Consider the following 25,401-nt stretch of genomic DNA (forward strand, 5'->3'; position numbering starts at 1 on the left):
GACTCGCTTCCTTTCCTGTTACCAGTGCCTGCTCAGCTTGATTTGACGAGCAGGTCGATCGCTTCCTGGACCTTATCGCTTGTTTCCTCACCTGATTCAATGCTTTCTCGCACACAGGCTTCGAGATTGGTGCTGACGACCACGCCGACGGTCCGGTCGATGGCACTCTTGATCGCCCGGAGCTGCATGACGACTTCCCGGCAGTCCCGGCCTTCCTCCATCATCTGGAGGACACCCTTGACCTGTCCTTCCACGCGCCTCATCCGGTTTTTGACTTTCTGATCGTATTCCATCTTCTGTTCTCCTTTCCGGACCGTCCAGCCCGGGCGGTCGGGTTTACTTCACTGTATCATAACCTTTTCCTTCGTACGCGCCGAATCCGCCTGCCATGTGGGAGACTTTATCAAATCCGCGCGCCTTCAGGATACTGGAGGCGATTGCGGAGCGGGCGCCGCTCTGGCAGTGAACGAGCAGTTCCTTGTCCTGCGGCAGATCCTCGTCCCAAAGATGGCCGAGGAAGTGATGAGTGGCTTCGGACATATGTCCGCCTTCCCATTCGGAATCGTTCCGGACATCGAGAACATACGTATTCTTATCTTTCTTCGCTTCCTCAAACTCTTCGACGGTCAGTGTTTCGTACGAATCCGTCTCAGCTGCGGAAACCGCGGTTTCCGGACGGACAAATGCAAGAATCCGGTCCAGGTGGATCGATTCGAGCGCTTCACGGATTTCCCTCTCCTTGCCTTCTTCGGCAATGACGAGAAGATCCTGGTCGTATCCGATCAGCCAACCCGCCCAGTTGGTGAAGGATTTATTGAACGGGATATTGATGGAGCCTTTGACAAGCGCTGTTTCGGCATCTTTTGCCGGGCGTGTATCGAGCACGAGTGTACCGTCCTGTTCGCGAAGTTGGTTGAATTCCTGTGCGCCTTCAATGACCCGGATCGCTTCACGGTTCAGGAGCGCAGGGCCTTCCTTGTTCACTTTCTTCATCATGGCGAAGTACTTCGGCGCTTCCGGCTGGCCATCCAGCAGCTGCTTCACAAATTCATCCCGGTCGTTTTCCTTCATCGCCCAGTTAAACTGCTTTTCGTAGCCGACTGTCGTGAGAGGAACCGCTCCAAGCGACTTTCCGCATGCGGAACCTGCGCCGTGGCCCGGCCAGACGATCATATGGTCAGGAAGCTGCTTGAACTTCTGGACGGAATCAAACATCTGAACCGCGCCTTTTTCAGCGGTATCCGCGATGCCTGCCGCTTTTTCGAGCAGGTCCGGACGGCCGATGTCACCGACAAAGACGAAGTCACCCGTGAAGATGCCCATCGCTTCCGTCGCGCCGCCACCGCGGTCGGTCAAAACGTAAGACACACTTTCCGGAGTGTGGCCCGGTGTGTGCATCACTTCGAAGTCAATGTTTCCGACAGAGAACTTGTCTCCATCTTTCAGAAGAACAACATCAAGTCCGTCTGTATATTGGTAGCTCCAGTCTTCTCCGCCTTCACCCGGCAGATACAGTTTGGCTCCAAGGTCTTCTGCCAGTTGGCGGGCACCCGAAGTGAAGTCGGCATGGATATGGGTTTCCGCGGCAGCCGTGATGTTCAGGCCTTCTTTTTTGGCGCGCGCAATGATGGCCTCCGAATGTCTTGGAGGATCGATGACAATCGCATCGCCAGTGCGCTGGCAGCCTACAAGATAGGCATATTGAGCAAGACGGTCGTCAAAAAATGATTGGAAAAACATGTTCAGCTTCATTCCTTTCGCCTTTGATACCCTTTGGGGTATTCACAGTATACCATCAGGGGTATTTAGGTGTCAACAGGAGTGTTTGACTGAAGCAATAAGCGCCTACAAGCTGTTCTCCTTATCATGTTGAAATCTCATCAAACCATCCAACCTTCCAATACCCGTTTCTGGCAAATAGCAAAAGCCCCGCCGGATACCCGGCGGGGTAGACAAGCCCATCATTTCTCGCCGTCCACAAACTTCCCGTGATCCGGCACGGCCTTTTCCTTGAAACGTTCTGCAAGGACGGCCAGCTCTTTCTGCAAATACTCTCCCGTCACAGGGACCCCATGACCGGTAATGGCTGCGCCGGGCTGCAACTGAGCGAGAGCCTTGACCGACTGTTCGGCACTCTCCCAGTCCGGGGTCAGATAAACCGGCGGCCCGCTGACCTCGAGTTCCTGGGTCATCACCTTATACAACGAGTCCTGCTTTACCGTGACAAATGCATCGCCTGCAATAAGCGATCCATCGGACTCCCGGAAAAGTGACACGTGGCCCTCGGTGTGTCCCGGCGTATGGATCCACCTCCACCCGGTCATATGCGGCACCGTGTCATCGGAAGGCAGTTCACGCGCTCGTTCGCCGATATCGATCGATTCATTCGGAAACATTTTCGACATCTTCGCTACCATGCCGCCCTCGACGGTCATGTCCGGATCCGGGTAGTCGCGCTTGCCCGTAATATAAGGGAGCTCAAGAGGATGCGCGAAAACAGGGACATCCCAGTGCTCAAGCAGATCGATCAGGCCACCGATATGATCAAAATGGGCATGGGTCAGGATAATCGCTTTTGGCGGATTGTTTTCACCGAACCGCTCCGCCGCTGCCTCCAAGATCTTACCGCCCGACTTTGGCATGCCGGCATCTATCAGCACCCAATCATTCCCGATACCCGGCTTCCCGTAGAAAATGATGTTTACGACCTGGATTGTATAGCTGTACAGGTCCTCACCTACCGGAACACCGTCGCCGCTGTTCACGGACGTCACCGGCTGAAACCGTTCGGTCGACGAACTTCTTTCCATATCCATCGGTGATCCCTCCTGTTCTGAAATCACCTTAATCATTCCCGTTATGAGGTGAATTAATCTAGCGGGAGCGGTATGCGCGGATGGTTAGCTTGGCCGACACATAGAATGAAACCGCTGCCGCCCCGTAAAGTACGCCCATGAATAACCCTGCCTCCAGATCGCCTCTATGGCTGACAAACACGGAAATCACAGAGGGACGGCGAGAAAGACATCCCAGATATTCGTGAACTCCCCCTGAATCTCCATTCTATTTCAGTATGGATGGGTGCCGGGGAGGTTAGACATCACAAGCGTCCGGGTTAAAAAGCAAAATAAAAAAGAGCTGCTCCCAGCCCTTTTAGTTATTAGCCCAACAGCATATTGAATACATAGCTGCCGAAGCCGATCAGGGAAATCGTCAACCCGAGTGCCAGTTCCTTGCTGGACCACTTTTCCCCATCGTCCGCTTCCTCCACCCAATTTACAGCGTCCGCCTCTATTCCCAAGTTGTCCATCTGCTCCACACGTTTCATCATTTTCCTGCCCCGTTCCTCCAAAGCAAATGTGAACATCAGAATCGGTATCAGCAAAATGGACATCCCGATCAATTGCATTATTCCAACTCTCCTCTATTTGATCATAGATAGTAACAGGGAATTAATTGTGAGTTACTAAAACAATTAATTCCACCCAGCGATATATTTTATACTATCCATTTTATTTGTCATGCGTTATGCTCACAAAATTATCCAGAAGAAGGTAGAGCGGATCACAAATAAAAAATGGAACTTCCCAATCAGACGGGAAGTTCCATTTCCAGCCCCTTATCCGGCAGTTGCTTTTCCGAGTGTGGTGCTTAAAATCAGATTCCGGCCGGCAATAACCGCGCCGAAGCGAGCCGGTTGCGGACGAGCACACCGAGAATCGCAGCGAACACGGCCTTGACGCAGTCAAGAATGATGAATGGCAGCATTCCGCCGGCAAAGGCGCCGGTCCAGGATAGGTTGCCCATGAATTTCAGCCATGCCGTGCCGATCAAGAGGATGACAAGCGCCCCGATGATGTTGGCCGTTACCACCGCAGACGTACGGAAACCGCCTTTCTCAGAAATCCAGCCGATGATGAATGCCACTGGAATATAACTGAGAATATATCCGCCGGTCGGCCCCAGCAAAATACCGAGTCCGGACTTCATCCCTGCAAACACCGGGACGCCAATTGCGCCGATCAGTACGTAGAGTGCGGCTGCGAGCGTTCCATATCGCTTGCCTAGTATTGTCGCTGCAAGTGCCAGTGCCAATGTCTGTGCCGTGAACGGCACCGGCGGGATCGGAATGATGATCTGTGCCCCAACCCCCATGATAGCCGCAAAGAGAGCGGCCATGATCATCATTTTCAATCGTTCATTCCCCATATGTCCCATCCCCCGTTTGGTTAACGTATTTTCTCTTTCAGTTGACTAAACTTATCATATATAATGAAAAGGCAATCAGTCAACCACTTTCGGACGGAGGGTTAACCATGAACATCCATGGTCGTCTTATACATGGTTCGGTCATTGATAAAGAAACGCGGTGCCGGCACTATCACGGCACGACCGACCGGATTGCCATCAAGTTTTTCTGCTGTGGAAATTGGTTCCCTTGCCACGCCTGCCATTCGGAATCAGGATGTGACAGGCATGAGGTCTGGCCCAAGGACCGGTTTTCCGAGAAAGCGGTTTTGTGTGGTGCCTGCGGCCATGAGCTGACCGTGGCCGAATACCTGGATGGAGCCTCCGCATGCCCTTCCTGCGCCGCCGCTTTTAATCAGGGCTGTAAGCTCCACCGCCATTTTTATTTTGAGTAATGACAAATGGAAGCCCACGGACAAAGCCGCGGGCTTCCATTTGTCTATTCCTCCGCCACGTCGCTCGTCGCGGCTTTACGGATTTCTTTTCTCTCTTTATAAAAGTTCTTGACGATCGTTTTGCCGACCGCGTAAAGCGGAACACCGAGGAGCACTCCGACGAACCCGGCGATATTTCCCGCGGCCAGGATAACCGTAATGACCGTGAGCGGGTGGATGTCGAGCGTTTTGCCCATGATGTTCGGAGTAATGAAGTTGCTCTCGACCTGCTGGGCGACCAGCATGATGATGCCGACTCCAATTACGAGCTTCGGATCCTGTATCAATGCGATCAGGAGCGCCGGGATCACCGAAATCCATGGCCCGATAAACGGAATCAGGTTCATGAAGAGGCCGAAGATCGCCAGGATCAGCGCATATTCCAACCCGATGATGAGATAACCGATCAGCAGCATGATGCCGACAAAGATACTGACGAGCATCTGGCCCTGGACATAGTTCGAGATGGTTCTGTTGACCTCTTCCAGCGTGCGGATGACAAAGGTTTTCTTATCCCCCTTGAAAAACTGAGAGACGAACGGAATAAACCGTTCATGGTCCTTTAGCATGTAGACGAGGAAAAACGGGGCAAGGACGAGCATAAAGATCGTCTGGAAAAACCCTGTGATGAAATTGACCATTCCCCCGCCGAGGTTCAGAGCGATTTCGTTTACACGTTCACGCGCATTGTCGATCGCATTCTCCACGAACTCCGGAAGTTCATCACGCCGATCAAGCCAGTAACTGACGTTATCCTGGACATCCTCGGTGATTTGCGGAAGATTGTCGGTGAAGGAATTGACCTGCTTTGTGATCATCGGACCGATCATGGCGGACAGTCCCCAGAACACGCCGATGATGAGCACGAAAACACTCAGGATGCTCGCCCACCTCGGGAAATTGCGTTTTTCCAGATAACGCTGCACGGGCTCCGTCAGGTAGAACAATACGCCGCCCACGAGCAGCGGCAGGAAAATCGTCCTCAGGATAATGCCGATCGGCGCGAAGAGGCCTTTGATATCGATGAAAAAATGGATGATGAGCAGGGCAAGCAGAATGCCGACCCCTGCCTGGAACCAGAGTTTCTTAGTCATGGGAACTCCTTTGCTATAGCTTTCTACCAATCCTTCCTCCAGTATACCCGATTCCATGCACAAATCGCATTTCCCGTCCGCTTCTTGAGCCAAAATTCCGCCACTTCGAGGAGTAATTTACCGGACAGAAAAACCGCCCCGGTGATGGGGCGGTTCGAATCAGGCACCTGCCTGCAGGATAATTCGGTTGCCGGACGGGTCCGCGGTCACGGTATGCCCGCCGTCTTCATTGACTTCAACTCCGATTGACCGAAGCTGTTCTGCAGCTTTTTGAACCGCTTCGCTGTCCGGGAAAACGAGCGTATAGGCTTTGAGGCCCGCGCTGTCCGTTTCCTGCGCCGGTATGCCCTCGCCGTTCCAGACGTTCAGGCCGAGGTGGTGGTGATAGCGTTCCGTTGACATGAAAAGAGCGCCCGGGTAATACGTAGCCACTTCAAAGCCGAGTCCTTCACGGTAGAAGCGTTCTGTCTCGGCAAGGTTCGAAACATGAAGGTGCACGTGGCCCATGACCGTTTCTTTCGGCAGACCGCTCCAGGTACGTCCGGCTTCCTGCGCGGAACGGACGACACCGTCGCCGTCCAGTGCCACTGTAGCCATTTCAACCTGGCCGTCGTTCCAGTTCCATTCATCCGCCGGGCGGTCGCGGTATACTTCGATGCCGTTGCCTTCCGGGTCATTCAGGTAAAGTGCCTCACTCACATAGTGATCACTTGCTCCGATGCGCACACCTTTTTGGATAAAATGCAGAATTGCTGCGCCCAAGTCCTCACGGGACGGAAGCAGGATTGCGAAGTGATAAAGCCCCGCGCGGTTCGGCCGCTTCGCATGGAGTCCCTCGCGGTTTTCCAGCACGAGCAGCGGCGTCTTGCCGTCGGCAGTCAGTTCGATCCGGCCATCCGTCTCGCTCAGCACACGGAAACCGAGAATGTCTGTATAAAAGGCTTTCATGGCTTGGAGATCAAGCACATTCAGATAAACTGCACCGGTATAGATGGCCGGCGCCTGGTGGAAAGATGTCATTATGGTAAGTTCCCCTCTCAGTTACGATTTGTAACCAACATAACGGATATTTTAGGTTATTTCAAGTAACCGAATTACTTTCGAACAATTAATTCCTGTGATACACTAATTACAAGGAGTGAAAGCCATATGGTACAGCCAGAACTATGTCCCCGTTTTGAACAGGCGGTCGGTATGCTGAGCCGGCGGTGGAACGCACTGATCATCTTTTCCCTTCTGGGCGAATCTCAGCGGTTCTGCACGATGACCGAATCGATCGGCATCAGCAACCGGCTGCTGTCGGAGCGTCTGAAAGAGTTGGAGAAAGAAGGCATCGTGACAAGGGATGTCTATCCTGAAACCCCGGTACGCATTGAGTATAGCCTCACCGAAAAGGGGCGCGCGCTTGCACCGGTCATGCAGGAAATCCAGAGATGGTCGCAGGAATGGCTGCCCGTGCAGGAAGCTGTCCAAGACGAACAGGAACCTTCCGTCCGCTAAGAAGTCACCCGGAGATTGTCATACAAACTGATTGAAACTGGAACCGACCGCCTGAGAAATCAGTGCAGGCCGGCTTCAGCGGATATCAGTTTTTTTCTTGTTTCAGGCAGGATTATGCTAAATAAACCGCTTTTTTCGTCGCGCGATATATTGTATACCCCTTTTAATGGGTTTCATGTATAATGGATGTAATATAGTTTTCCGATTGGGGGAACGGAAATATGCCACTTCCTGCAGAATTATCCAAGCCGGTACGCATGACGGCAAAAGAGACCGCATTCAATCAGGTTCAAAGCTGGATCATAGACGGGACACTGCGTCCTGGTGAGAAATTAAACGATATGGAAATCGCCAAGGCGCTCGGCGTCAGCCGGACACCGGTCCGTGAGTCGCTGCAACTTCTTGAGACGCAGGGATTTGTAAAGATGTACCCCGGAAAAGCGACCCAAGTTACGGAAATTGATCCGGATGCGATCAATGACCTGCTTCCGCCGCTCGCTGTTCTTCAGGCACTGTCAGCGGAGCTTGCCATTCCCCATCTGACGGATGAGGTCATCAGCCGGCTTACCGAAACGAACGAACGCTTCGGACAGGCGATCTGGGGAGGCGATGAATTGTCCGCCATCCGCATCGACGAAGAGTTCCACCAGATTATCGTCGAAGCCGCGGGCAACCCATATATCAGCAGCATCGTCGGGAACCTGCAAGCTCATGTACGCCGGCAATTCTACCATGACGCCATCGTACTCCGGGAGCAGTCATACAAGGAACATACCGACATCATTCATGCCATGAAGGACGGGGATGCCGAAAAAGTGACCGGCATCATGACCAAAAACTGGCTCACCGCGATCGAAGAGCTCCGCGCACTGCGCGGCTAGTAAACAAATAATCCGCAGAGAGGCCGAATAGGCTTCCCTGCGGATTTTTTTAATTCGATTGCTTTTCCGGGTCCGGTCCGATGATCTGGGCTATGATTCCGGTAATAACCAGGGTGACCACTACAGGGATGAGCCAGCCCAATCCATCTGTGTAGAGCGGCAGATTGGCTGTGAGAAACTCATCAATCGGGACAAGCCAGCCAAACTCCGTACCCAGCGATCCGGCGAGAGCTTTCAGCCCGTCGATGATTCCGATGACCAGTGCCATTGCCGTCGCCGCGACATAAACGAACCGGGCGTGATGGAACAGCTTCGATGTGAACGTCAGGAGCAGCAGCGAAATGGCCAGCGGGTACAAGAACATCAGCATCGGGATTGAGAATGTGATGATATTTGCCAGTCCGAAGTTGGCAATGGTGAAGGTGAACAATGTAAAGATCCACACAAACGCCTTATAGCTGACTTTCGGGAAAAGTGAATGGAAGTACTCTCCGTTGGCCGAGATCAGCCCGATGGCTGTAGTCAGACAGGCCAAAATAATGACCACCGACATCAGAATTGTTCCAAACGACCCGAAGTAATGAGTGGCGGCACTGCTCAGCACCGGCCCTCCGGTTTCGAATATACCGAACGGCTGGACGCTCGTCGCACCGATGTAGGCAATCCCGACATAGAGGACGGCAAGCAGCGAAATGGCGATTAGGCCGGCCTTGAAAGTAGCGCCGGTAATGGCTTTTCTCGATGTCATCCCCATGCCTTTGACCGCATTGATGACGATGATGGCAAATACCAGTGCTGCAATCGCATCCATCGTATTGTAGCCTTCCGTGAACCCTTTCGTGAATGCCCCTTCAACATAGCTTTCCGTTGCGGGCTGGATGGTTCCAAGCGGGCTGAAAATGGCCATGGCAATCAGAATGACGAGGATGATGACGATGCCGGGTGCCAGAACTTTTCCGACCCGATCGACGATTTTGGCCGGATTCAGAGAAAGCCATAGAGTAAGCGTAAAGAAAGCCAACGTAAACAGGAAAAGCGGAAGACTTCCCGCATCGGTGCCTACATACGGAGTGATGCCGATCTCATAAGCGACCGTTCCTGTCCTCGGCGCCGCGAAAAACGGGCCGATCGTCAGGTAAAGGATGGATGTGAACAGCACGCCGTAAAGCGGGTGAACACGGCCCGCCAATTCCTGCAGGTGATTGCTTCCGGAATAGCCGATGGCGATGACCCCGAGAAACGGAAGCCCGACTCCTGTGATCAGAAAACCGATAACCGCCGGCCACAGCTGATCACCCGAAAGCTGGCCAAGCTGTGCAGGAAAGATCAGGTTGCCGGCACCAAAGAACAGTGCAAACAGCATGGAACCTACGGCGATATAGTTGGAAAATGACATTTTTTCTTGCATAAGGTGCAATCCTTTCTGCCTGGTATGCTTTTTTTGCTGGAACACAAATATTTAAGACGATTCACTAAAATTCGACCAATGTTTTTCATCCTAATGTATTTCGCACCGGATTACAACTGACAAAGTCTGACTTTTGGATGGCATCTGTTTTTTCTGCGGTTTAGCATCCGTCCATACGGGAATATAACGGACAGACGCACCACACAAGGAGGAAAACAACATGAATCGGAACAAGATGATGATGACTGCCCTCGGATTGGGTGCCGCTTATCTCATGCGAAACAAGGAATCTCGTGACAAATTAAAAGGCCAGTTCAACGACTTTGCCGGAACAGCAAAGACCGGCGGCAACAGGCAGGCAACTGCAAGCAACAACAAAAAAGGCGGAATGCTCACCAACTTCTTCAGCTGATGGGCATCACCTTGACCCGAAAATGAGCATAGAAAAACCGGCGGAGCTTGTCCGCCGGTTTTTGTTGTATTTGGTTAAAATCAGGCTTCCGCTGTGTTGGCTGCAGGCCCCATTACCCGTGCGATGATTCCTGTGAGGATCATAACGACCACCACCGGGATCAGCCATCCGAGTCCGTCCGTATAGAAAGGAAGGTAGGCAGTGTAGAAATCGACTACCGGCTGGAGCCAGGCAAATTCTGTTCCAAGCGTACCCGCGAGTGCCTTCAGGCCATCAACAATTCCGATGGCAAAGGCCACAATCGTCGCCGACACATAGACGAGGCGCGAATGATTAAACAGCTTTGAAGTGAACGCCATCAGAATCAGGGAGATTGCCAGCGGGTAAAGCAACATGAGAACCGGAATCGAATAGGTGATGATATTCGCGAGTCCGAAGTTCGATACGACAAACGTGAACGTCGTGAAGATAATGACAAATACCTTATAGCTGATGTTCGGGAACAGCGAGTGGAAATACTCGGCGTTCGCAATCATCAGGCCGATCGCCGTCGTCATGCAAGACAGAATGATGACGATCGCGAGAAGCGCCGTGCCGGCTGCTCCGAAGAAGTGCTCGGCTCCGCTGCTGAGGACCGGACCTCCTGTCTCGAACAAGCCGTACTGCTCGACACTGGTGGCACCGATGTAGGCAATGCCGACATAAAGGATTCCGAGAAGGGATGAAGCCACTACACCGGCCTTGAAAGTCGCATTCAGAATGCCTTTGTTTGTCTTCATACCCATTGCTTTTACTGCTTTAATGACAATAATGGCAAAAACCAGGGCAGCAATGGCATCCATCGTATTGTAGCCCTCTGTGAACCCTTTCGCGAACGGGTTGCCGACATACCCTTCCGTTGCCGGCTGGATGGCACCCATTGGATTAACAATGGCTGCCCCGATCATGACAATCAGAAGAACGACAATTCCGGGTGCGAGGATTTTGCCGACCCGGTCGACGATTTTAGCCGGATTCAGCGAAAGCCATAGCACTAGAGAGAAGAAGACAACTGTAAACAGCAACAGCGCCAGCGGGCCGGAACCTGCATAAGGCGTGATTCCGATTTCAAAAGCAACAGTTCCCGTACGGGGTGCCGCAAAAAATGGCCCGATCGTGAGGTATAAAACAGAAGTAAAGATGACTGCGTATAACGGATGGATTCGGCTTGCAAGATCTTGCAAGTTACTGCTTGCAGAATATCCGATGGCGATGACGCCCAGGAACGGGAGTCCCACTCCTGTGATGAGGAAGCCAATGATGGCAGGCCAGAAGTTCTCGCCGGCTAATTGGCCGAGCTGCGCAGGGAAAATCAGGTTTCCTGCTCCGAAGAACAAAGCGAACAACATCACACCGACAGCTACATACTTGGAAAACGACATACTTTCTTTCATGAGGATTAAACCCTTTCTCTTGGTGTATTTAATATTCCGAAAGTTTTAAAAGAGGTGATGTTTATTATCCTACTATCGATTCATGAAGAATGCAATATATTAGTGTGAAATTTTATCAGAATTTTTAAAGTTGGCCGTTTCTATATAACAAAAGCTTTCTGATTTCAACAAAAATAGCGGTTCCCCATACCGGGAACCGCCACAGTTATTTATTCGCTTATTCCGCTATAGCTGTGCTTTGCTGCCTTCGTTCGGCCCGCCGGACCAGCCAAATACTCGATTCATACAAGATCGCCATCGGTATGAGGACGAGCAGCTGGCTGATAAAGTCTGGGGGTGTAATCAGGGCCGAGACGACGGCAAGCGAGACATAGGACCATTTACGGACCTTTTTCATCGTATCCGCTGTCAGCAATCCGATTGACCCAAGGAAAAGTGCAACAATCGGAAGCTCGAACATCAGTCCGACAGGCATTGTCGTCATGAGCAGGAACCTCATATACTCCTGCGCAGAAACCATGATGTCGAAATTGGCCGCTCCGAAACCGAGGAGGAACTCATAGCTTAGCGGGTGGATAATAAAGTAACCAAACGCTACGCCCCCGAGAAAGAGCAACAGCATCGCCGGGGAATACAGCCCGATAAACTTCGCTTCGTTATCATTCAGTCCCGGTTTAACAAACTGCCAGATAAAGTGGCAGAGGAGCGGAAGCGAGAGACCCAGGGCAATCGCTGCCGACATGGTCATGTAAAACTTCACAACTTCAAGGGGGCCAAGGATGACCAGGTCATGACCCTTTGTGACATACGGAAACCACAGGTTGATTGTCGAAAAAACCGTAATGAACACAAGCAGGAAAACACTGATGCCTTTGACCAGTGACTTCCTGAGGTCGGTGAGATGGGTGAGATAGCCTTCTCCCTCCCCGTCCGCAGGTTTTCCCGGAGGCAGATTTTCTGGAGGCGGTGACCCGGCGCCCTGCTCCTGGGCTGCCTGGACAAGCGTTTCCGCAGTTGCCTCCTCTTCCGCCGCTTCTTCGGACATTGTGCCCCGCTTCTCGATTTCGGCCTTTTTCGCCTCGGCTTTCCGTTTGTCGACCGGGCTGAGTGCGGCACTATAATCATTACCGTACGGATCCATATCGATCACTTCCTGTCTTTGAACGCCTCAATTACAGAGAAGCGCCAAAAACGGCAGACCGGTCCAAAGCCGCCGGGCGGCCCGGCCGGTCATGCCGTCACGCTTCTTTACGCTCTTCTTTCAATTCTTCTTTTCTCGGCTTGTCATCATCGTCCTCCATGATGTCCTTTGCCGACTTCTTGAACTCGGACAGCGTCTTGCCGACAGCCGAACCGACTTCCGGAAGCTTTCTCGGACCGAACAGGATCAGGATGATGACGAGGATGATGATCAGCCCCGGAACACCGATGCTTGCGATTCCACCCATGCGGATCGCCTCCTTTTAAGGTTAAACTTCCTCTATTCAGGGACGGCTAAACCTCCCCCGCCTTCCGCACTTAGACTTATCCGGCTTCTGGCGGCAGCTCCTCGGGTCATAAGCCGTTCCGCTCCGCGGGGCTGGCCCCGCTGCACAGACCGTCTTATGCCTGTCGGAGCTGAACAGCCGCCATCAGCACTTAAACCAGCGAGCCGCCTTCTTTGCTGTATTTGATGATGCCTTCTGCGCAGCGGTAGGCAAGAGCGCCGACTGTGCCGGTCGGGTTGTAGCCGCCGTTGTGGGCGAAGTTCCCCGCGCCGACAACGAAGAGGTTTTCCACATCCCAGTGCTGCAGGTAGTTGTTGACTACGCTGGTTGCCGGGTCGGCACCCATGATGGTGCCGCCTGTGTTGTGAGTGGTCTGGTAAGGCACAATATCGTAGTCTGTGATCGGCGCGCGGCCGACTGCCTGCTTGGCGCCCATTGCTTCAATGATTTCAGTCGCTTTTTCGGAAATGTATTTGTGAAGTGCTCTGTCCTGATCTGTGAAGTTATAGGTCAACTGCAAGAGTGGTACTCCATAGGCATCCTTATACGTCGGATCGAGTGCGAGATAATTTTGCCGATGAGGTATTGACGCGCCTTGCGCCCCGACATTGAGTGTCCTCGTATAGTTTTCGATAGATGCCTTCTTGAATTCCGATCCCCAAGCCGGCGTATCCGGCGGAACCGGGTTCGATGCGATTGGACGCGAACCGGTCTGGGTGAGCGACAGACTTCCGCCATGAATGAAGTCCAAATCTCCGTGATCAAAGTTGTCGCCGTTAAAGTCATCAATGGTCATGCCGAGCGAGCCAGCTCCCATGAACGTGTTGAACTGCTCATCAAAGAAGCCCGTCGCTCCAGGGAGGACTTGGTAGCAGTAGTTCTTGCCCAGCGTGCCGCGTCCTGTTTCCGGGTTATACATCTCACCGATGTTGGACACCATGAGGAGCTTGGCGTTATTCATAACGTAACTTGTCAGAACCACAGATTCGGCCGGCTGGATAAATTCTTCTCCGGACATCCAGTTGATATAGCGGACCCCCGTTGCCTTGCCGCCCTCATGGAGTACTTCTACAACATTCGAATGGAAGCGAATCTCGTAATTGCCGGTTTCCCTGGCTGCCGGGATGACCGTGATTTCAGGAGAGGTTTTTGCACCATATTCACAACCGAAACGCTCACAGAAGCCGCAGTACATGCAGGCATTGATCGTCTGTCCGTCCGGGTTCGTGTATGCTTCCGAGAGATTGGCGGAAGGAAGCATGAACGGGGAATAACCGAGATCGCTCGTCGCCTTTTCAAATTTCTCCAGCACCGGGGTCTTCTTCATTGGGGGTGTCGGATACGGGTTGGAGCGTTTACCGGCAAACGGGTTTTTGTCCTCGCCAGAAATCCCCGCAGTATACTCGAATTTATCAAAATACGGCTCCAGTTCGTCGTATGTAATTCCCCAGTCCTGGAGCTGGTAATCCGGGCCCAGCTTGTTTGCGCCATACTTCTGTTCGGTCATCGTCTTGATTTCAAAATCATACGGAAGGAAGCGCCACGTCTGTCCGTTCCAGTGTGTGCCCGCGCCGCCAAGACCTTCTCCGAGAAGGAATGAGCCCATTGTCCTCATCGGAAGCGCGCGCTGGTCCGGACGGTTACGGAATGTGATGGTCTCTTTTGACAGGTCCTGCATGAGTTCGTAGCGGATCGCATAGCGATACTCATCGTGCACCCGGAGGAAATCTTCGGTTCCCCGTTCCCGTCCCCTCTCAATGCTTACGACTTTCAGACCTGCTTTTGCCGCCTCCGCAGCAATGATGCCGCCCGTCCAGCCTGCACCGACCGTTACGACATCTACCTTATCCAATGTTGTCGCCATTTAATTCCCCTCCTAATCAGTGATTCCCGCCAAGGGACTGAGGATCGATTTCTTGGAATTCCTTGCTATCGATCTTGTCGATGTAAGAAGCCTGGTGGCCAGGGAAGTTCTTCATCTTCCAGCCTTCCATGCCCACATTGCCTCCGTACATCGGATCGGAGTAGGCACCTTCCAGAACCGCCGACCGGAGAAGCCTGAAGAAGAAGCCTGCGGTTACGCCTTCCATCTCGACCTCGTCTTTCTGGAAAGCAGTGATGATTTCATCCATCTGATCGCCTTCCAGTTCGGTGAAGCTTTTCTCGAACCGGCTCTGTGCCTCCTGCTCCATTTTCTTAATACCCTGGAGGAAGATTTCCTTGCGACGGAGACGGCTCTGGTAGCCCTGTGTCACTTCACCGCCGTTGAATGGACCCTGCATGTATTCCCGTTCGTTGTTTCCGTACGCACCGGCCAGCTGATGGTCGATAAAATACGGCACTCCGAGTCCGATGGCACCGGGTCCGAGGTCGTCCTCGGGGAAGATCCGCTCCGTCGCCTCTGAAAGGACATTGAAGTCATGGTCGTTCGTGAAGAACATCCGGCCGCCAGGTGAGCCTGCCGTCTGGTCAGCCCTGCCCCCGCTCCGTTCCTCTTCATCGGTCGCTGTACCGCCGTCCTTTGCGTTGTATCCGATCAGACCGCCGATGACACCGCCGCCGACCAGAGCACCTGTCGCGACGCCTGCCGTCTTGAGAAAATCGCGACGGGAGACGTCTTTCTTTTCATCCGCCATGTGTCTGTTCCTCCTTTGTCGATTCTTTGAATATGAAAAATCTACAACGAAGCATACCTCCCGGATATCCGTTTTATACCGGTACTGCATGCTTCCTGCCCATATTCTTGTCTTTTAACAGTTTCCCTGACCGGCCGGACATAAACCTGACTTTGGCAAAATTATGATAAAAGAACTTTAATCCCCTTTATAAACCTAAGCAGTTTGCCTCAACAGTCTGCATTCTCACAAAAAACTGATTGTTTCTGTGATGGAACACCACGTATAATAATGAAGGCTGTTTAGTCACAGCGCACTACAAAGGGGGTATACATATGTTCCAAAACGCCTGGTCCCGGATGTGGGATTGGCACGATGAAGCCAAACGACTTTTTACATTCTTTATCCGGCCAAACAAGGTCATGATGAACGCCGAAGGCTCGGGGACGCCGTTCGGCTACACGGAAAAGGACCCGGAAAAAAAGCGGAACGAGCGGAGCTATACCACCCCGCAAATGATCGGACTTATCGCAGGCCCGCTCCTCTTTTTCCTGATCCTGTTCTTCTTTAATCCCGAGGGGCTTTCACCTGAGGCGCGTGCCATTCTGGCCGGAACGGTCTGGATGGCCGCCTGGTGGATTACCGAGGCGGTGCCGATTCCGGTGACGTCACTCCTGCCGCTCGTCCTCTTCCCGCTGGCGGGCGGGCTGGACGTTAAAGCAACCGCTTCCGCATACGGGGATGAAAACATCTTCCTCTTCATGGGCGGATTCATGATCGCGCTCGCGATGGAAAAGTGGAACCTTCACCGGCGCATCGCGCTCACGATCATTTCGGCAATCGGCACGAATATAAACAAAATCGTGCTCGGCTTCATGGTGGCCACCGGGTTCCTGTCGATGTGGATTTCCAACACGGCAACCGCAATGATGATGGTGCCGATCGGCCTTGCCATCACCTATCAGGTGGCTGATGCCCTGAAAAATGATCCATCGGTCGATACCTCACAGGAGAATTTCGGTTTCGGCAAGGCGCTTATGCTGGGGATTGCCTACTCCGCCTCTGTCGGCGGGATTGCAACGCTTATCGGCACACCGCCGAATACAGCGCTCGCTGCTGCGATGGAAAAGATGTACGGCATTGAAATTTCCTTTGGGCAGTGGATGCTGTTCGGGACTCCATTCGCCTGGCTGTTCATCCTTGTGATCTGGCTGTATCTCGTGAAAATTGCTTTTCCGCAGAAAATCAAAGAATTGCCAGGCGGCCGTGAGATGATCCGTGCCGAGAAAGACAAATTGGGCAGTGCCTCGACCGAGGAGAAGCTCGTTTTCGCCGTCTTCATTCTCGCCGCGCTGTCCTGGATTACACGTTCTTTCTTTCTGCAGAATTTCCTGCCGGGCATCAGTGACGGCGTCATCGCGATGTTCTTCGCGATTGTCCTGTTCGCCATTCCGGCTGTCAACGTGAAAGGCGACCGGTTGCTTGATTGGGAGACGGCCGTCAAACTGCCATGGGGCATTCTGCTTCTGTTCGGCGGCGGACTCGCGATCGCCGCGGGCTTTGTCGGTTCGGGACTTTCCGAATGGATCGGCGGCCAGCTAACGGCACTTGATGCCGTTCCGCTCATCGTCGTGATCATTGTCGTCACAGCACTTGTCATCTTCCTGACAGAGATCACGTCCAATACGGCGACAGCCGCGATGATGTACCCGATTATGGGTGCGCTTGCCGTCGCACTTGACGTCCATCCGTTCGCTCTCATGGTCGCTGCCGGCGTTGCCGCTTCCTGCGCATTTATGCTGCCGGTCGCGACACCGCCGAACGCAGTCGTGTTCGGTTCCGGCTATCTGCGGATTCCTGATATGGCGAAGGCCGGTGTTGCCCTCAACATCTTGGGCATCGTTCTTGTTCCGCTGTTTATCTGGTTCCTGCTGCCGATTGTGTTCGGCATCGACCTGAACACATTGCCGGAGTTCCTTAAATGAATATGCCCTGCATCCGAATTCGGGTGCAGGGCTTTTCGTATGAGAATATTATCCGTGGGCCGCGAGCCGTTTCCTTGCGGCGATGGCAAATGCCAGGTAGATGATTGGAATGATCGCTGTGAACAGGATCAGGAGCGTCCAGCCCCCCGCTGTCCAGAGCGGCGACAAAAGCGTACTTCCCGCGGCAACGCCGATATAATACGAAACGAGATACAGGCTGGAGGCGCTGCCCTTGTGGTGGGGCGCATCACGCCCGACTGTGGCCGCTGTGAGGGAATGGGCGGTAAAGAAGCCCAGGCAGATCACACACAGGCCTACGACGATCATCGTGACGCTTTCAGCAAGCGTCAGCAGGATTCCCGCCGCGAGGATCAGCACCCCGGCCTTCCGGACCGGCCGGATGCCGAGCCGGACTGACAGCCAGCCGGCAAGCGGCGAGCCGATTACGCCGATGCCGTAGGCGAAATATGTATAGGAAATGGCTTCAAGCGAAAGGCTGAACGGCTCTTCCTGCAGATGGAACGGCAGGAACGTCCAGACGCCTGTGAAGCTTAGCTGAAGAACGATTCCCAGACCGAACGAGATGAGCAGGAGCGGGTTCTTCAAGTGAAAGAGGAAGGCTTCCATATCCTGGCGAATGGTACCGTCAGCAGCTTCGAACCTCCTGGACCGGGGCAAAAGGAAAATGACTGCAGCGGCGATCAGCGCCCCTGCAATGCCGAGACCATAAAACGCCGTCTGCCAGGAATAGAGCTCAGTGACATACCCCGTCAGCACCCTGCCCGCCATGCCGCCTAGCGCATTTGTGGAGATATATAGAGTTGTCGCGAAACTGACGCTTTTCCGGTCCATCTCCTCACTGATATAGGCAATCGCCGCGGCAGGCACCCCGGCAAGTGTAAACCCCTGGAAAAAGCGGAGCACCAGGATCAGCCAGAACGAGTCGGTGAGCGGCATGATGAAAAACGGGATGACCGACAGCGCGACCGACCATTTGATATAGAGCGTCCGCCCATGCCGGTCGGACAGAAAACTGATGACGAGCAGGCCGATGATGAGACCCAGCGTCGTGAGCGACACGGACAGGCTGGATGAAGAAACCGACACGCCGAACTCTTTAGTGAACAGCGGCAGGAGCGGCTGTGTCGTATACATTGCAGCGAACACAAACAGCGAAGCAAAACCGAGCGACGAGATAATCTTCCAGAACGCGGCATCTCTCATCGTATAAGCGGGTGGATCCGTCCGGTTCTCCATGTACAACACTTCCCATCCATGATTCTCCCATTATAGCAAAGCGCCGGAGGGATGGAAAAATCTCCTCCGGGTATGATGAAGGAAGTACCTGCAGAAAGGGGCGGTTCCGGATGAAAAAGTTGGTGGTTATACTTGTTTCCCTGCTGATTGCCGGAGGATGTGCGGGAGAAAAACAGGAGACTGCGGAAAATAAACTTCCTGCAGGAGGAAGTGTCGATGAGGAAGCAGGCCAGGTAGCTGAAGTCGCTTCAGGACTCCAATCGCCATGGTCGATCGACCGGTACGGGGATACCTTCTATGTTTCCGAGCGGGGCGGAACCATAGCAGAAATCGGACCTGACGGAGCAGTTAGGCGGCTGGATGCCGGGCTTTCCGCCCCGCTGTCCGGCGCGGCCGAGGCGGGGCTCATGGGCTTTGTCCTGAAGCCCGGGTTCGGCGAGAGCGGGGAAGCCTATGCCTACTACACCTACCAGGGAGATTCCGGACCGGTAAACCGCATCGTCACTCTAAGACGGGACGATGCAGGCTGGCAGGAGACTGAAATCCATCTGGATATGGTGATGTCCGGCCCTGTGCACCACGGCGGCCGGCTGGCCCTGTCCCCGGACGGCACTCTTTTTGCGACGATCGGCGACCGGCAGGACCCCGGTACCGCACAGGATCCGGATTCGCTGAACGGCAAAATCCTCCGTTCGAATGAAGCGGGAGAATTCGAAGTGTACACGATGGGGCACCGAAATCCGCAGGGGCTCGCCTGGGATGAAAACGGCGTGATGTATGCGACCGAACACGGCCAGTCGGCCAATGATGAACTGAACCGGATCGAAAAAGGACGGAACTACGGCTGGCCGGTGATCCAGGGAACGGAACAGCGGGAAGGCATGGAGCGTCCCCTTGCGACTTCGGGAGACGAGGAGACTTGGGCGCCGTCCGGGCTTGCCTATCACAGTGGCCTTCTTTATGCGGGTGCACTACGGGGTGAAGCGGTTCTCGTGTTCGATCCGGGTACCGGCAGCCTGATCCGGAAAATTGAGGGGTACGGCCGTGTGCGCGATGTGTTTGCGGACGGCGATTCAATTTATTTTATTACCAACAATACGGACGGTTGGGGTACCCCGCGCCAAGGCGACGACCGTCTCATGGAAATCAGACACCCGGGCAACGGCTAAAGCCGCACCCGGGTGCACTTGTATTTATTCAGCTTTGAGTGTCACCGTGACAATCTCCGGTGTATTGAGGATGCGGAGAGGGATCTGACTGTTTCCGAGCCCGCGGCTGATGACAAGCTGCGTGCCGTCCCGGTTGTGGATGCCCGACGTCAGGTCCGGAAACCAGCCCTGTCCCGGTGAGTTCAGTCCGCCGACAAAAGGGATGCGGACTTGTCCGCCGTGCGCGTGGCCGGAAAAAACGAGGGGCATATCCATGTCGGAATAGGTGTTGAACTGTTCCGGACGGTGGGCAAGCAGCATCGTGAACATGTCTTCCGGCACTTCCGCGGTTGCCTGTTCGATGGCATGTCGCGTGAATGCCGCCTCCCCTTCCGTGCCGACACCGGAAAGCGGATCATCGATGCCCGCGATTGCGATGCTGCTGTTGCCCGAGCCGACCACCATCGCCTGGTTCCGGAGCACATGGACACCCGCATCCGAGAGGGCGGATGTGATTTCATCAACTTCATTTGTTGCGACTTCATGGTTGCCGGTCACATAGAAGACTTCCGCCATCCCGGTAAGTGCGGGAATCATTTTCATGCTGCGGTCAAGGTCATATCGGTTACTGTCGATAAAGTCCCCTGTCAGGAAAATATAATCCGGCTTTTCCCGGCGGACGGCCTCGATGAGGTCTGCCTGCTCCCCGCCGAACTCCCCGTCATGGACATCCGATAATTGGACGATTTTCAATCCGTCGAAGGATTCCGGGATGCGCGGGTCCGAAACGGTATAGTCAGTCACCGTCAGCCGTCCGTTATCGTAGACGATATACGCGGCGGCTGCGGCAATCAGCAGCAGGAACAGGAGAAATTTCTTCATTGCAGTCTTCCTTTCTCCCTTTAAAACAGGAGTTTCAAATTGTTCTCATTGTACCGCATGAGGACTGATGACGGAAATGAAATCCGGCTTTCGGAATTGTACGATTATGGCAGGCAGAACATGACGTCCGGCGTGTTTCGCATCAGTGATTGGAAGTTTTCGGACGCAGCACGGAGATTCGCGATACCAAGCGCAAAAAAACACCCCCGCAAGTTCTCTTGCGGGGGTGAATCTGTCACGTATTTGCCGTGCCGGCTTTGGCGGCCCGTTTCTGGTTGGCAGGCGACAGGGCTTTTTCAATCCAGCCCATCACAACGTCCGCAACAACCGCCATTAGGGCAGTCGGAATGGCGCCGGCAAGAATAATCGCTGCACCATCAGTGACGTTCGTGCCCCGGATGATAATCGATCCGAGGCCTCCGCCGCCGATAAACGCGCCGATTGTCGCGACACCGATCGCGATGATCAGCGCTGTGCGCAGACCGGCCATGATGACCGAGAGCGATAGCGGCAATTCCACCATGAACAGGCGCTGGGACCCGGTCATCCCCATTGCGCGCCCCGCCTCCAAAATCGAACTGTCGACGCTCCTGATGCCTGTATAGGTGTTCCGGATGATCGGCAGAAGCGAGTAAAGGAACAGACTCATGACAACGGTGTTGGCGCCGAGTCCCATGGCAAGCATGAGGACCGCGAGCATCGCAAGCGCCGGAATCGTCTGGATCAGGTTGGCCGCCGTGAGCACCCAGCCGCTCAGTTTGCCGTAGCGGGCGATCAGAATGCCTGTGGGAATGCCGACGACCGCTGCAAACAGCACGCCGTAGGCCGACATGAGGAAATGACGGAAAAACTGTTCCATGACGTAGGATCCGTTCAGCTGATAATAATTCCACAGTTCCTGGATGGTTTCCACTTCATCATTCCCCCTTGTCCCTGAAATAGTTGTGTTCTTCGAGAAACTCTTTTGCGACAATAGCAGGCTCTTTTTTGTTGACGTCAGCCTCGTAGTTTAGCTGCGTCATCGTTTCCGCATCGATCGTACCGGCCATTCGCTTGAGCAGCCCGTCCAGTTCCGGGTGCTTCTCCAGCACATCTTTGCGCGTGACAGGCGAGGTTTCATACGGCGGGAAAAATTGTTTGTCGTCTTTAAGCGTCTTCAGATCGAATGCCTTCAGCCGTCCGTCCGTGCTATAGGCCAGGACGACGTCCATCTTGCCGCTTTTCACTGCCTGATAAACGAGCCCGATCGACATCGGGAGCGCCTCGCCGAACTCAAAACCATACGCCTCGACAAATCCGGGGTATCCGTCACCCTGGCGGTTTAGCCAGTTATTGTCGACGCCTAGCGTCAGGCTGTCGGCGACCTTCTCAAGGTCAGACACTGTCTCGAGCCCCTCCTGTTCGGCAAGTTCCGCCGTCACCGTAAAGGCGTAAGTGTTCTGGAAACCGTAAGAGTCATACCAGACCTGGTCAAAGCGTTCATCAAACTCCTTCTGGACAAAGGCCATCGCCTCGTCGGGATCCTTCATGGGCTCAACATCAAGAATCGAGGCCATGTCGGTCCCCGTATAACGTGCTGCGGTGATATCAACCTGACTGTCGGTAAGCGCCTGGTGCTGGATGATCGAAGTGCCCAGGTTCTCAACCATTTCCACTTTCAGATCGGTTTCTTCCTCGATCAACAGGCGGAGCATATGGCCGAGGACCTGCGTTTCGGTGTGGGTCAGAGTCGAGATGCGGACCGTTCCGTCCGCGCCGCCCCCGAGCCCCGGGAGTGAACAGCCCGCAAGAAGGGCGGCTGATAGCGCGAAAATCAGACTGGTCCGAAACAGACGTTTTTTCATCACGCCTCCCCCCTTTCCAAACGGACACCGATAGGGGTTGCCGCTTTCTCCAATTTGCCGAGAAGCCAGTCAAGCAGGATCGCCAGTAGCGTGACCGGCACTGCTCCGCCGATGATGAGATCCGGACGGAACAGGTTCAGCCCGTCGAAGATGAAGTCACCAAGCCCGCCGCCTCCGATGAATGAGGCAAGCGTCGCCCAGCCGATCAGGTAAACGGCGGTCATCCGGATACCGGCCATGATGACCGGAACCGCAAGCGGCAGCTCCACCCGTACCGTCCGCTGAAGGGTGGTCATGCCCATGCCCCGGGCCGCTTCGATAAGATTGCCGTCGATGTTCTTCACACCGATATATGTATTCCTGAGAATCGGCAGCATGGAATATAGGAACAGCGCCACGATCGCAGGCACTTTGCCGATGCCGAGCAGCGGAATGAAAAACGCCAGGATCGCCAGGCTCGGAAACGTCTGCACGACGCCGGCGATTCCCATGACGAGCCCAGAGACTTTCGGCAGCCGCACAAGCAGGATGCCGAGTGGCACCGCGACAAGCACTCCCAGTGCCAATGCCGCAAACGAGATGAGCAAGTGTTCCCAGGTCTTCTCGAAAAGGAGGGCACCGTACTCGGAGAAGAAGTTAAGGATACTGTCCATCAGGCTCCCTCCCCGTCAGCCAGGCCCGAAGATTCGTCTTCAGCGTCCCCCCAGACGGAGTCGTACAGGACATCGACAAGGCTTGTGCGTGTGAGGATGCCGGCCAGGTGCTTCCGCTCGTCCACGACCGGCACATATTTCAGGCCGCGGACGAGAATATTGCGCGTCGCGTCACGAAGAAGGGTATCGGCACGGACGGTCGGGACATCCGTTTCCATGATGTCCGCAACTGCGGCATCCCAGTTCTTATGCCTGTCAATCATCTCGACCGTCACCCAGCCGCGGAACACACCCGCTCCATCTGTGACGAGAAGGGAGTCGACACGGCGTTTGCGCATTACCCTGACGGCCTGTGACAGCGTTTCACCCATGCCGACGGACACCGGATCCGGATTCATGATCTGGCCCACCGTCTGCAACTGCTGCCTGGCCTGCGCAAGGCGTTCTTTCCCGATAAAGTCCTCGACAAACTCGTCTGCCGGGCTTCCCAGAATTTCATCCGGCGAACCGACTTGTACAATCTTCCCCGCACGCATAATGACGATCTTGTCGGCCAGCTTCAGTGCCTCGTCCATGTCATGGGTAACGAAGATGATCGTCTTGCCCAAGGTTTGCTGCAGGTGCTTGAACTCTGCCTGCAGCGAATCCCGGGTGATCGGGTCAAGCGCTCCAAATGGTTCATCCATAAGAATTAGCGGAGGGTCGGAAGCAAGCGCCCGCAGTACGCCGATTCGCTGTTGCTGACCGCCGCTCAGTTCATGCGGATAGCGGTCGAGGAACTCCTTCGGCATATTGACGAGGTCCATCAGCTCCTCCGCGCGCCGGTTGCGTTCTTCCACGGAAGTCCCTTTCAGCCTCGGGACAAGCGCGATATTGTCGCGGATTGTCATATGGGGGAACAGGCCGATCTGCTGGATCACATAGCCGATCGACCGGCGCAGTTCGACAACATTTTTATCAAGCAGGTTTTCTCCGTTCAGGAGAATCTTACCCTCAGAAGGCCGGACAAGCCGGTTGATCATCTTCATCGTTGTGGTCTTTCCGCAGCCGCTCGGGCCGATCAGGCAGACAAATTCGCCTTCTCCAATTTCAAGATTCAGGTTGTCGACGGCCCGTTTGCCGCCTGCATAGACTTTTGAAACATTATCAAATACAAGCAAATCCCAAAACCTCCGACTTCATTTTTTTACTGATCTGACAGACTCCAAAAAGGTCCACCTGTACGGTGAACCTTTTCTCAAGTATAACATACTATTTTTTCGTCACTTCAGATTTTTCTGATATATGGATGCTGGGCTGCTGAATCCGAGAATGCCCCTCCGCTCTTCGGCAAGATCCACTTCATTTGGCGAGACTTCGATGATGAATTCGTGTCTGCCGTACGGCTTTACCTCCAGATCATTCCGAACGTAAGGATCGCTTGTAATCAACACCAGGTTTCCGCCTTCGGTTTCTCCTTCAACAAGAAAACGGTGGCTTTTGTAGATTGTATAGGGAATCACCTCATACGCATCCTCCAGGTCTTTGACGGAGACTTCGCGGATATACCGGCCCGGACGGCCATTTTGGGGCCGGAAACCTTGTTCGGCTAGCGAAGAATCGTCCGTACTCAGGTAATAGATCCGCTGATAGGATGCAAGCTCATAGACATTTCCCTGCCATTTGGCATACCTGCCCTTCCTCAACTTCATATTATCCCGCCTTTCCCCTATTTTTCTTTTCTCTTTCTATTTCTTCCAGTATAAATTTGTTTGAAAATTCATTCAACTATATTTAGTCATGTTTTTATTGATTTCCTTTGAATTTCCGAAATTTCGACACCGGACTTTAAGCCTATTTAAACCCAATAAAAATACCGGGGAAGCAATGCCTCCCCGGCTTGAAGGTGATTATCGTTCGCCGTCAGAGAACTTGTCCTTCAAATCTCCGACCTTGTCCTGCACATTGCCTTTTGCTTTGTCGTACTTGCCTTCGGCTTGGGTGGATGGGTCATTCGCAGCATTGCCCCATTGATCTTTCGCTTCGCCTTTTACTTTGTTGACGGCGCCTTTTACCTTATCGGAAAAACCGTTGTCTCTATCTGCCATGATGCATAACCTCCTTAAAATGGATATGTGCCG

At 53.8% G+C, this 25,401-nt stretch carries 27 protein-coding genes; 6 read left to right on the forward strand and 21 right to left on the reverse strand.

What is annotated here, in order from left to right; all coding sequences use genetic code 11:
• Window positions 1-32: 32 nt before the first annotated feature.
• From BMX91_RS04985 to BMX91_RS05005, 5 genes are all read right to left on the reverse strand, one after another.
• The gene (locus BMX91_RS04985; protein ID WP_092050568.1) at window positions 33-293 is read right to left on the reverse strand and encodes a metal-sensitive transcriptional regulator; all 261 of its coding nucleotides are present in this window, start codon (window positions 291-293) and stop codon (window positions 33-35) included.
• 43 nt (window positions 294-336) lie between these two features.
• Window positions 337-1,740: an MBL fold metallo-hydrolase gene (locus BMX91_RS04990; protein WP_092050807.1), complete on the reverse strand. Its 1,404-nt coding sequence runs from the start codon at window positions 1,738-1,740 to the stop codon at window positions 337-339.
• A 221-nt stretch (window positions 1,741-1,961) separates the two neighbouring features.
• Window positions 1,962-2,816, reverse strand: coding sequence for an MBL fold metallo-hydrolase (locus BMX91_RS04995; protein ID WP_092050570.1), 855 nt, complete (start codon window positions 2,814-2,816; stop codon window positions 1,962-1,964).
• A gap of 344 nt (window positions 2,817-3,160) precedes the next feature.
• Window positions 3,161-3,409 (reverse strand): hypothetical protein, encoded by a 249-nt coding sequence (locus BMX91_RS05000; protein ID WP_092050572.1) that lies wholly within the window; start codon window positions 3,407-3,409, stop codon window positions 3,161-3,163.
• A 248-nt stretch (window positions 3,410-3,657) separates the two neighbouring features.
• Window positions 3,658-4,209 carry a biotin transporter BioY gene (locus BMX91_RS05005; RefSeq protein WP_092050574.1) on the reverse strand — a complete coding sequence of 184 codons (552 nt, stop codon included), beginning with the start codon at window positions 4,207-4,209 and terminating at the stop codon, window positions 3,658-3,660.
• 107 nt (window positions 4,210-4,316) lie between these two features.
• On the opposite strand from BMX91_RS05005, the gene BMX91_RS05010 reads away from it, so the two are divergent.
• A complete protein-coding gene (locus tag BMX91_RS05010; protein WP_092050576.1) occupies window positions 4,317-4,643 on the forward strand; it encodes a CHY zinc finger protein in 327 nt (108 codons plus the stop codon).
• Between the two features lie 44 nt (window positions 4,644-4,687).
• Here the strand turns inward: BMX91_RS05010 and BMX91_RS05015 are convergent, their stop codons facing one another.
• Together BMX91_RS05015 and BMX91_RS05020 are read right to left on the reverse strand one after the other, a co-directional pair.
• Window positions 4,688-5,776 carry an AI-2E family transporter gene (locus tag BMX91_RS05015; protein WP_092050578.1) on the reverse strand — a complete coding sequence of 363 codons (1,089 nt, stop codon included), beginning with the start codon at window positions 5,774-5,776 and terminating at the stop codon, window positions 4,688-4,690.
• A gap of 159 nt (window positions 5,777-5,935) precedes the next feature.
• A complete protein-coding gene (locus tag BMX91_RS05020) occupies window positions 5,936-6,796 on the reverse strand; it encodes a VOC family protein (RefSeq protein WP_092050580.1) in 861 nt (286 codons plus the stop codon).
• A gap of 129 nt (window positions 6,797-6,925) precedes the next feature.
• Between BMX91_RS05020 and BMX91_RS05025 the strand changes: the two genes are divergently transcribed.
• Window positions 6,926-7,276: a winged helix-turn-helix transcriptional regulator gene (locus BMX91_RS05025; RefSeq protein ID WP_092050582.1), complete on the forward strand. Its 351-nt coding sequence runs from the start codon at window positions 6,926-6,928 to the stop codon at window positions 7,274-7,276.
• A 221-nt stretch (window positions 7,277-7,497) separates the two neighbouring features.
• Window positions 7,498-8,157 carry a GntR family transcriptional regulator gene (locus tag BMX91_RS05030; protein WP_092050584.1) on the forward strand — a complete coding sequence of 220 codons (660 nt, stop codon included), beginning with the start codon at window positions 7,498-7,500 and terminating at the stop codon, window positions 8,155-8,157.
• A 49-nt stretch (window positions 8,158-8,206) separates the two neighbouring features.
• Here the strand turns inward: BMX91_RS05030 and brnQ (BMX91_RS05035) are convergent, their stop codons facing one another.
• Window positions 8,207-9,565, reverse strand: coding sequence for a branched-chain amino acid transport system II carrier protein (brnQ, locus tag BMX91_RS05035; RefSeq protein WP_092050586.1), 1,359 nt, complete (start codon window positions 9,563-9,565; stop codon window positions 8,207-8,209).
• A gap of 220 nt (window positions 9,566-9,785) precedes the next feature.
• Between brnQ (BMX91_RS05035) and BMX91_RS05040 the strand changes: the two genes are divergently transcribed.
• Window positions 9,786-9,977, forward strand: a complete 192-nt coding sequence (locus tag BMX91_RS05040; RefSeq protein WP_092050588.1) for a hypothetical protein — start codon at window positions 9,786-9,788, stop codon at window positions 9,975-9,977.
• Window positions 9,978-10,057: 80 nt separating this feature from the next.
• Here the strand turns inward: BMX91_RS05040 and brnQ (BMX91_RS05045) are convergent, their stop codons facing one another.
• From brnQ (BMX91_RS05045) to BMX91_RS05065, 5 genes are all read right to left on the reverse strand, one after another.
• A complete protein-coding gene (gene brnQ, locus BMX91_RS05045; protein WP_092050590.1) occupies window positions 10,058-11,410 on the reverse strand; it encodes a branched-chain amino acid transport system II carrier protein in 1,353 nt (450 codons plus the stop codon).
• A gap of 217 nt (window positions 11,411-11,627) precedes the next feature.
• A complete protein-coding gene (tatC, locus tag BMX91_RS05050) occupies window positions 11,628-12,551 on the reverse strand; it encodes a twin-arginine translocase subunit TatC (protein ID WP_245744256.1) in 924 nt (307 codons plus the stop codon).
• A 97-nt stretch (window positions 12,552-12,648) separates the two neighbouring features.
• Window positions 12,649-12,858, reverse strand: coding sequence for a twin-arginine translocase TatA/TatE family subunit (gene tatA, locus BMX91_RS05055; RefSeq protein WP_092050592.1), 210 nt, complete (start codon window positions 12,856-12,858; stop codon window positions 12,649-12,651).
• A gap of 190 nt (window positions 12,859-13,048) precedes the next feature.
• Window positions 13,049-14,761, reverse strand: coding sequence for a GMC family oxidoreductase (locus BMX91_RS05060; RefSeq protein WP_092050594.1), 1,713 nt, complete (start codon window positions 14,759-14,761; stop codon window positions 13,049-13,051).
• 16 nt (window positions 14,762-14,777) lie between these two features.
• The gene (locus BMX91_RS05065; protein ID WP_092050596.1) at window positions 14,778-15,533 is read right to left on the reverse strand and encodes a gluconate 2-dehydrogenase subunit 3 family protein; all 756 of its coding nucleotides are present in this window, start codon (window positions 15,531-15,533) and stop codon (window positions 14,778-14,780) included.
• 314 nt (window positions 15,534-15,847) lie between these two features.
• On the opposite strand from BMX91_RS05065, the gene BMX91_RS05070 reads away from it, so the two are divergent.
• On the forward strand, window positions 15,848-17,497 hold the full coding sequence (locus BMX91_RS05070; protein ID WP_092050598.1) for an SLC13 family permease: 1,650 nt from the start codon (window positions 15,848-15,850) through the stop codon (window positions 17,495-17,497).
• 48 nt (window positions 17,498-17,545) lie between these two features.
• Here the strand turns inward: BMX91_RS05070 and BMX91_RS05075 are convergent, their stop codons facing one another.
• Window positions 17,546-18,754, reverse strand: a complete 1,209-nt coding sequence (locus BMX91_RS05075) for an MFS transporter (protein WP_092050600.1) — start codon at window positions 18,752-18,754, stop codon at window positions 17,546-17,548.
• Between the two features lie 110 nt (window positions 18,755-18,864).
• On the opposite strand from BMX91_RS05075, the gene BMX91_RS05080 reads away from it, so the two are divergent.
• The gene (locus BMX91_RS05080) at window positions 18,865-19,923 is read left to right on the forward strand and encodes a PQQ-dependent sugar dehydrogenase (RefSeq protein ID WP_092050602.1); all 1,059 of its coding nucleotides are present in this window, start codon (window positions 18,865-18,867) and stop codon (window positions 19,921-19,923) included.
• A gap of 24 nt (window positions 19,924-19,947) precedes the next feature.
• On the opposite strand, the gene BMX91_RS05085 is transcribed toward BMX91_RS05080, so the two are convergent.
• From BMX91_RS05085 to BMX91_RS05115, 7 genes are all read right to left on the reverse strand, one after another.
• A complete protein-coding gene (locus tag BMX91_RS05085; protein WP_092050604.1) occupies window positions 19,948-20,784 on the reverse strand; it encodes a metallophosphoesterase in 837 nt (278 codons plus the stop codon).
• Between the two features lie 235 nt (window positions 20,785-21,019).
• The gene (locus BMX91_RS05090; RefSeq protein WP_092050606.1) at window positions 21,020-21,697 is read right to left on the reverse strand and encodes an ABC transporter permease; all 678 of its coding nucleotides are present in this window, start codon (window positions 21,695-21,697) and stop codon (window positions 21,020-21,022) included.
• Between the two features lie 4 nt (window positions 21,698-21,701).
• Window positions 21,702-22,628: an osmoprotectant ABC transporter substrate-binding protein gene (locus BMX91_RS05095; protein ID WP_092050608.1), complete on the reverse strand. Its 927-nt coding sequence runs from the start codon at window positions 22,626-22,628 to the stop codon at window positions 21,702-21,704.
• Entirely contained in the window at window positions 22,628-23,281 is a 654-nt protein-coding gene (locus tag BMX91_RS05100; protein ID WP_092050611.1) for an ABC transporter permease, read from the reverse strand. Before BMX91_RS05100 ends, BMX91_RS05095 begins: the two co-directional genes overlap by 1 nt.
• A complete protein-coding gene (locus BMX91_RS05105) occupies window positions 23,281-24,441 on the reverse strand; it encodes a betaine/proline/choline family ABC transporter ATP-binding protein (RefSeq protein ID WP_092050612.1) in 1,161 nt (386 codons plus the stop codon). Before BMX91_RS05105 ends, BMX91_RS05100 begins: the two co-directional genes overlap by 1 nt.
• A 102-nt stretch (window positions 24,442-24,543) precedes the next feature.
• Complete coding sequence (locus BMX91_RS05110; RefSeq protein WP_092050614.1) at window positions 24,544-24,972, reverse strand: hypothetical protein; 429 nt, start codon at window positions 24,970-24,972, stop codon at window positions 24,544-24,546.
• A 198-nt stretch (window positions 24,973-25,170) separates the two neighbouring features.
• Window positions 25,171-25,368, reverse strand: coding sequence for a CsbD family protein (locus BMX91_RS05115; RefSeq protein WP_092050616.1), 198 nt, complete (start codon window positions 25,366-25,368; stop codon window positions 25,171-25,173).
• Window positions 25,369-25,401: the final 33 nt, after the last annotated feature.

The sequence above is a fragment of the Bhargavaea ginsengi genome (assembly GCF_900109165.1).
In the GTDB taxonomy this organism is placed as follows: Bacteria; Bacillota; Bacilli; order Bacillales_A; family Planococcaceae; genus Bhargavaea; species Bhargavaea ginsengi.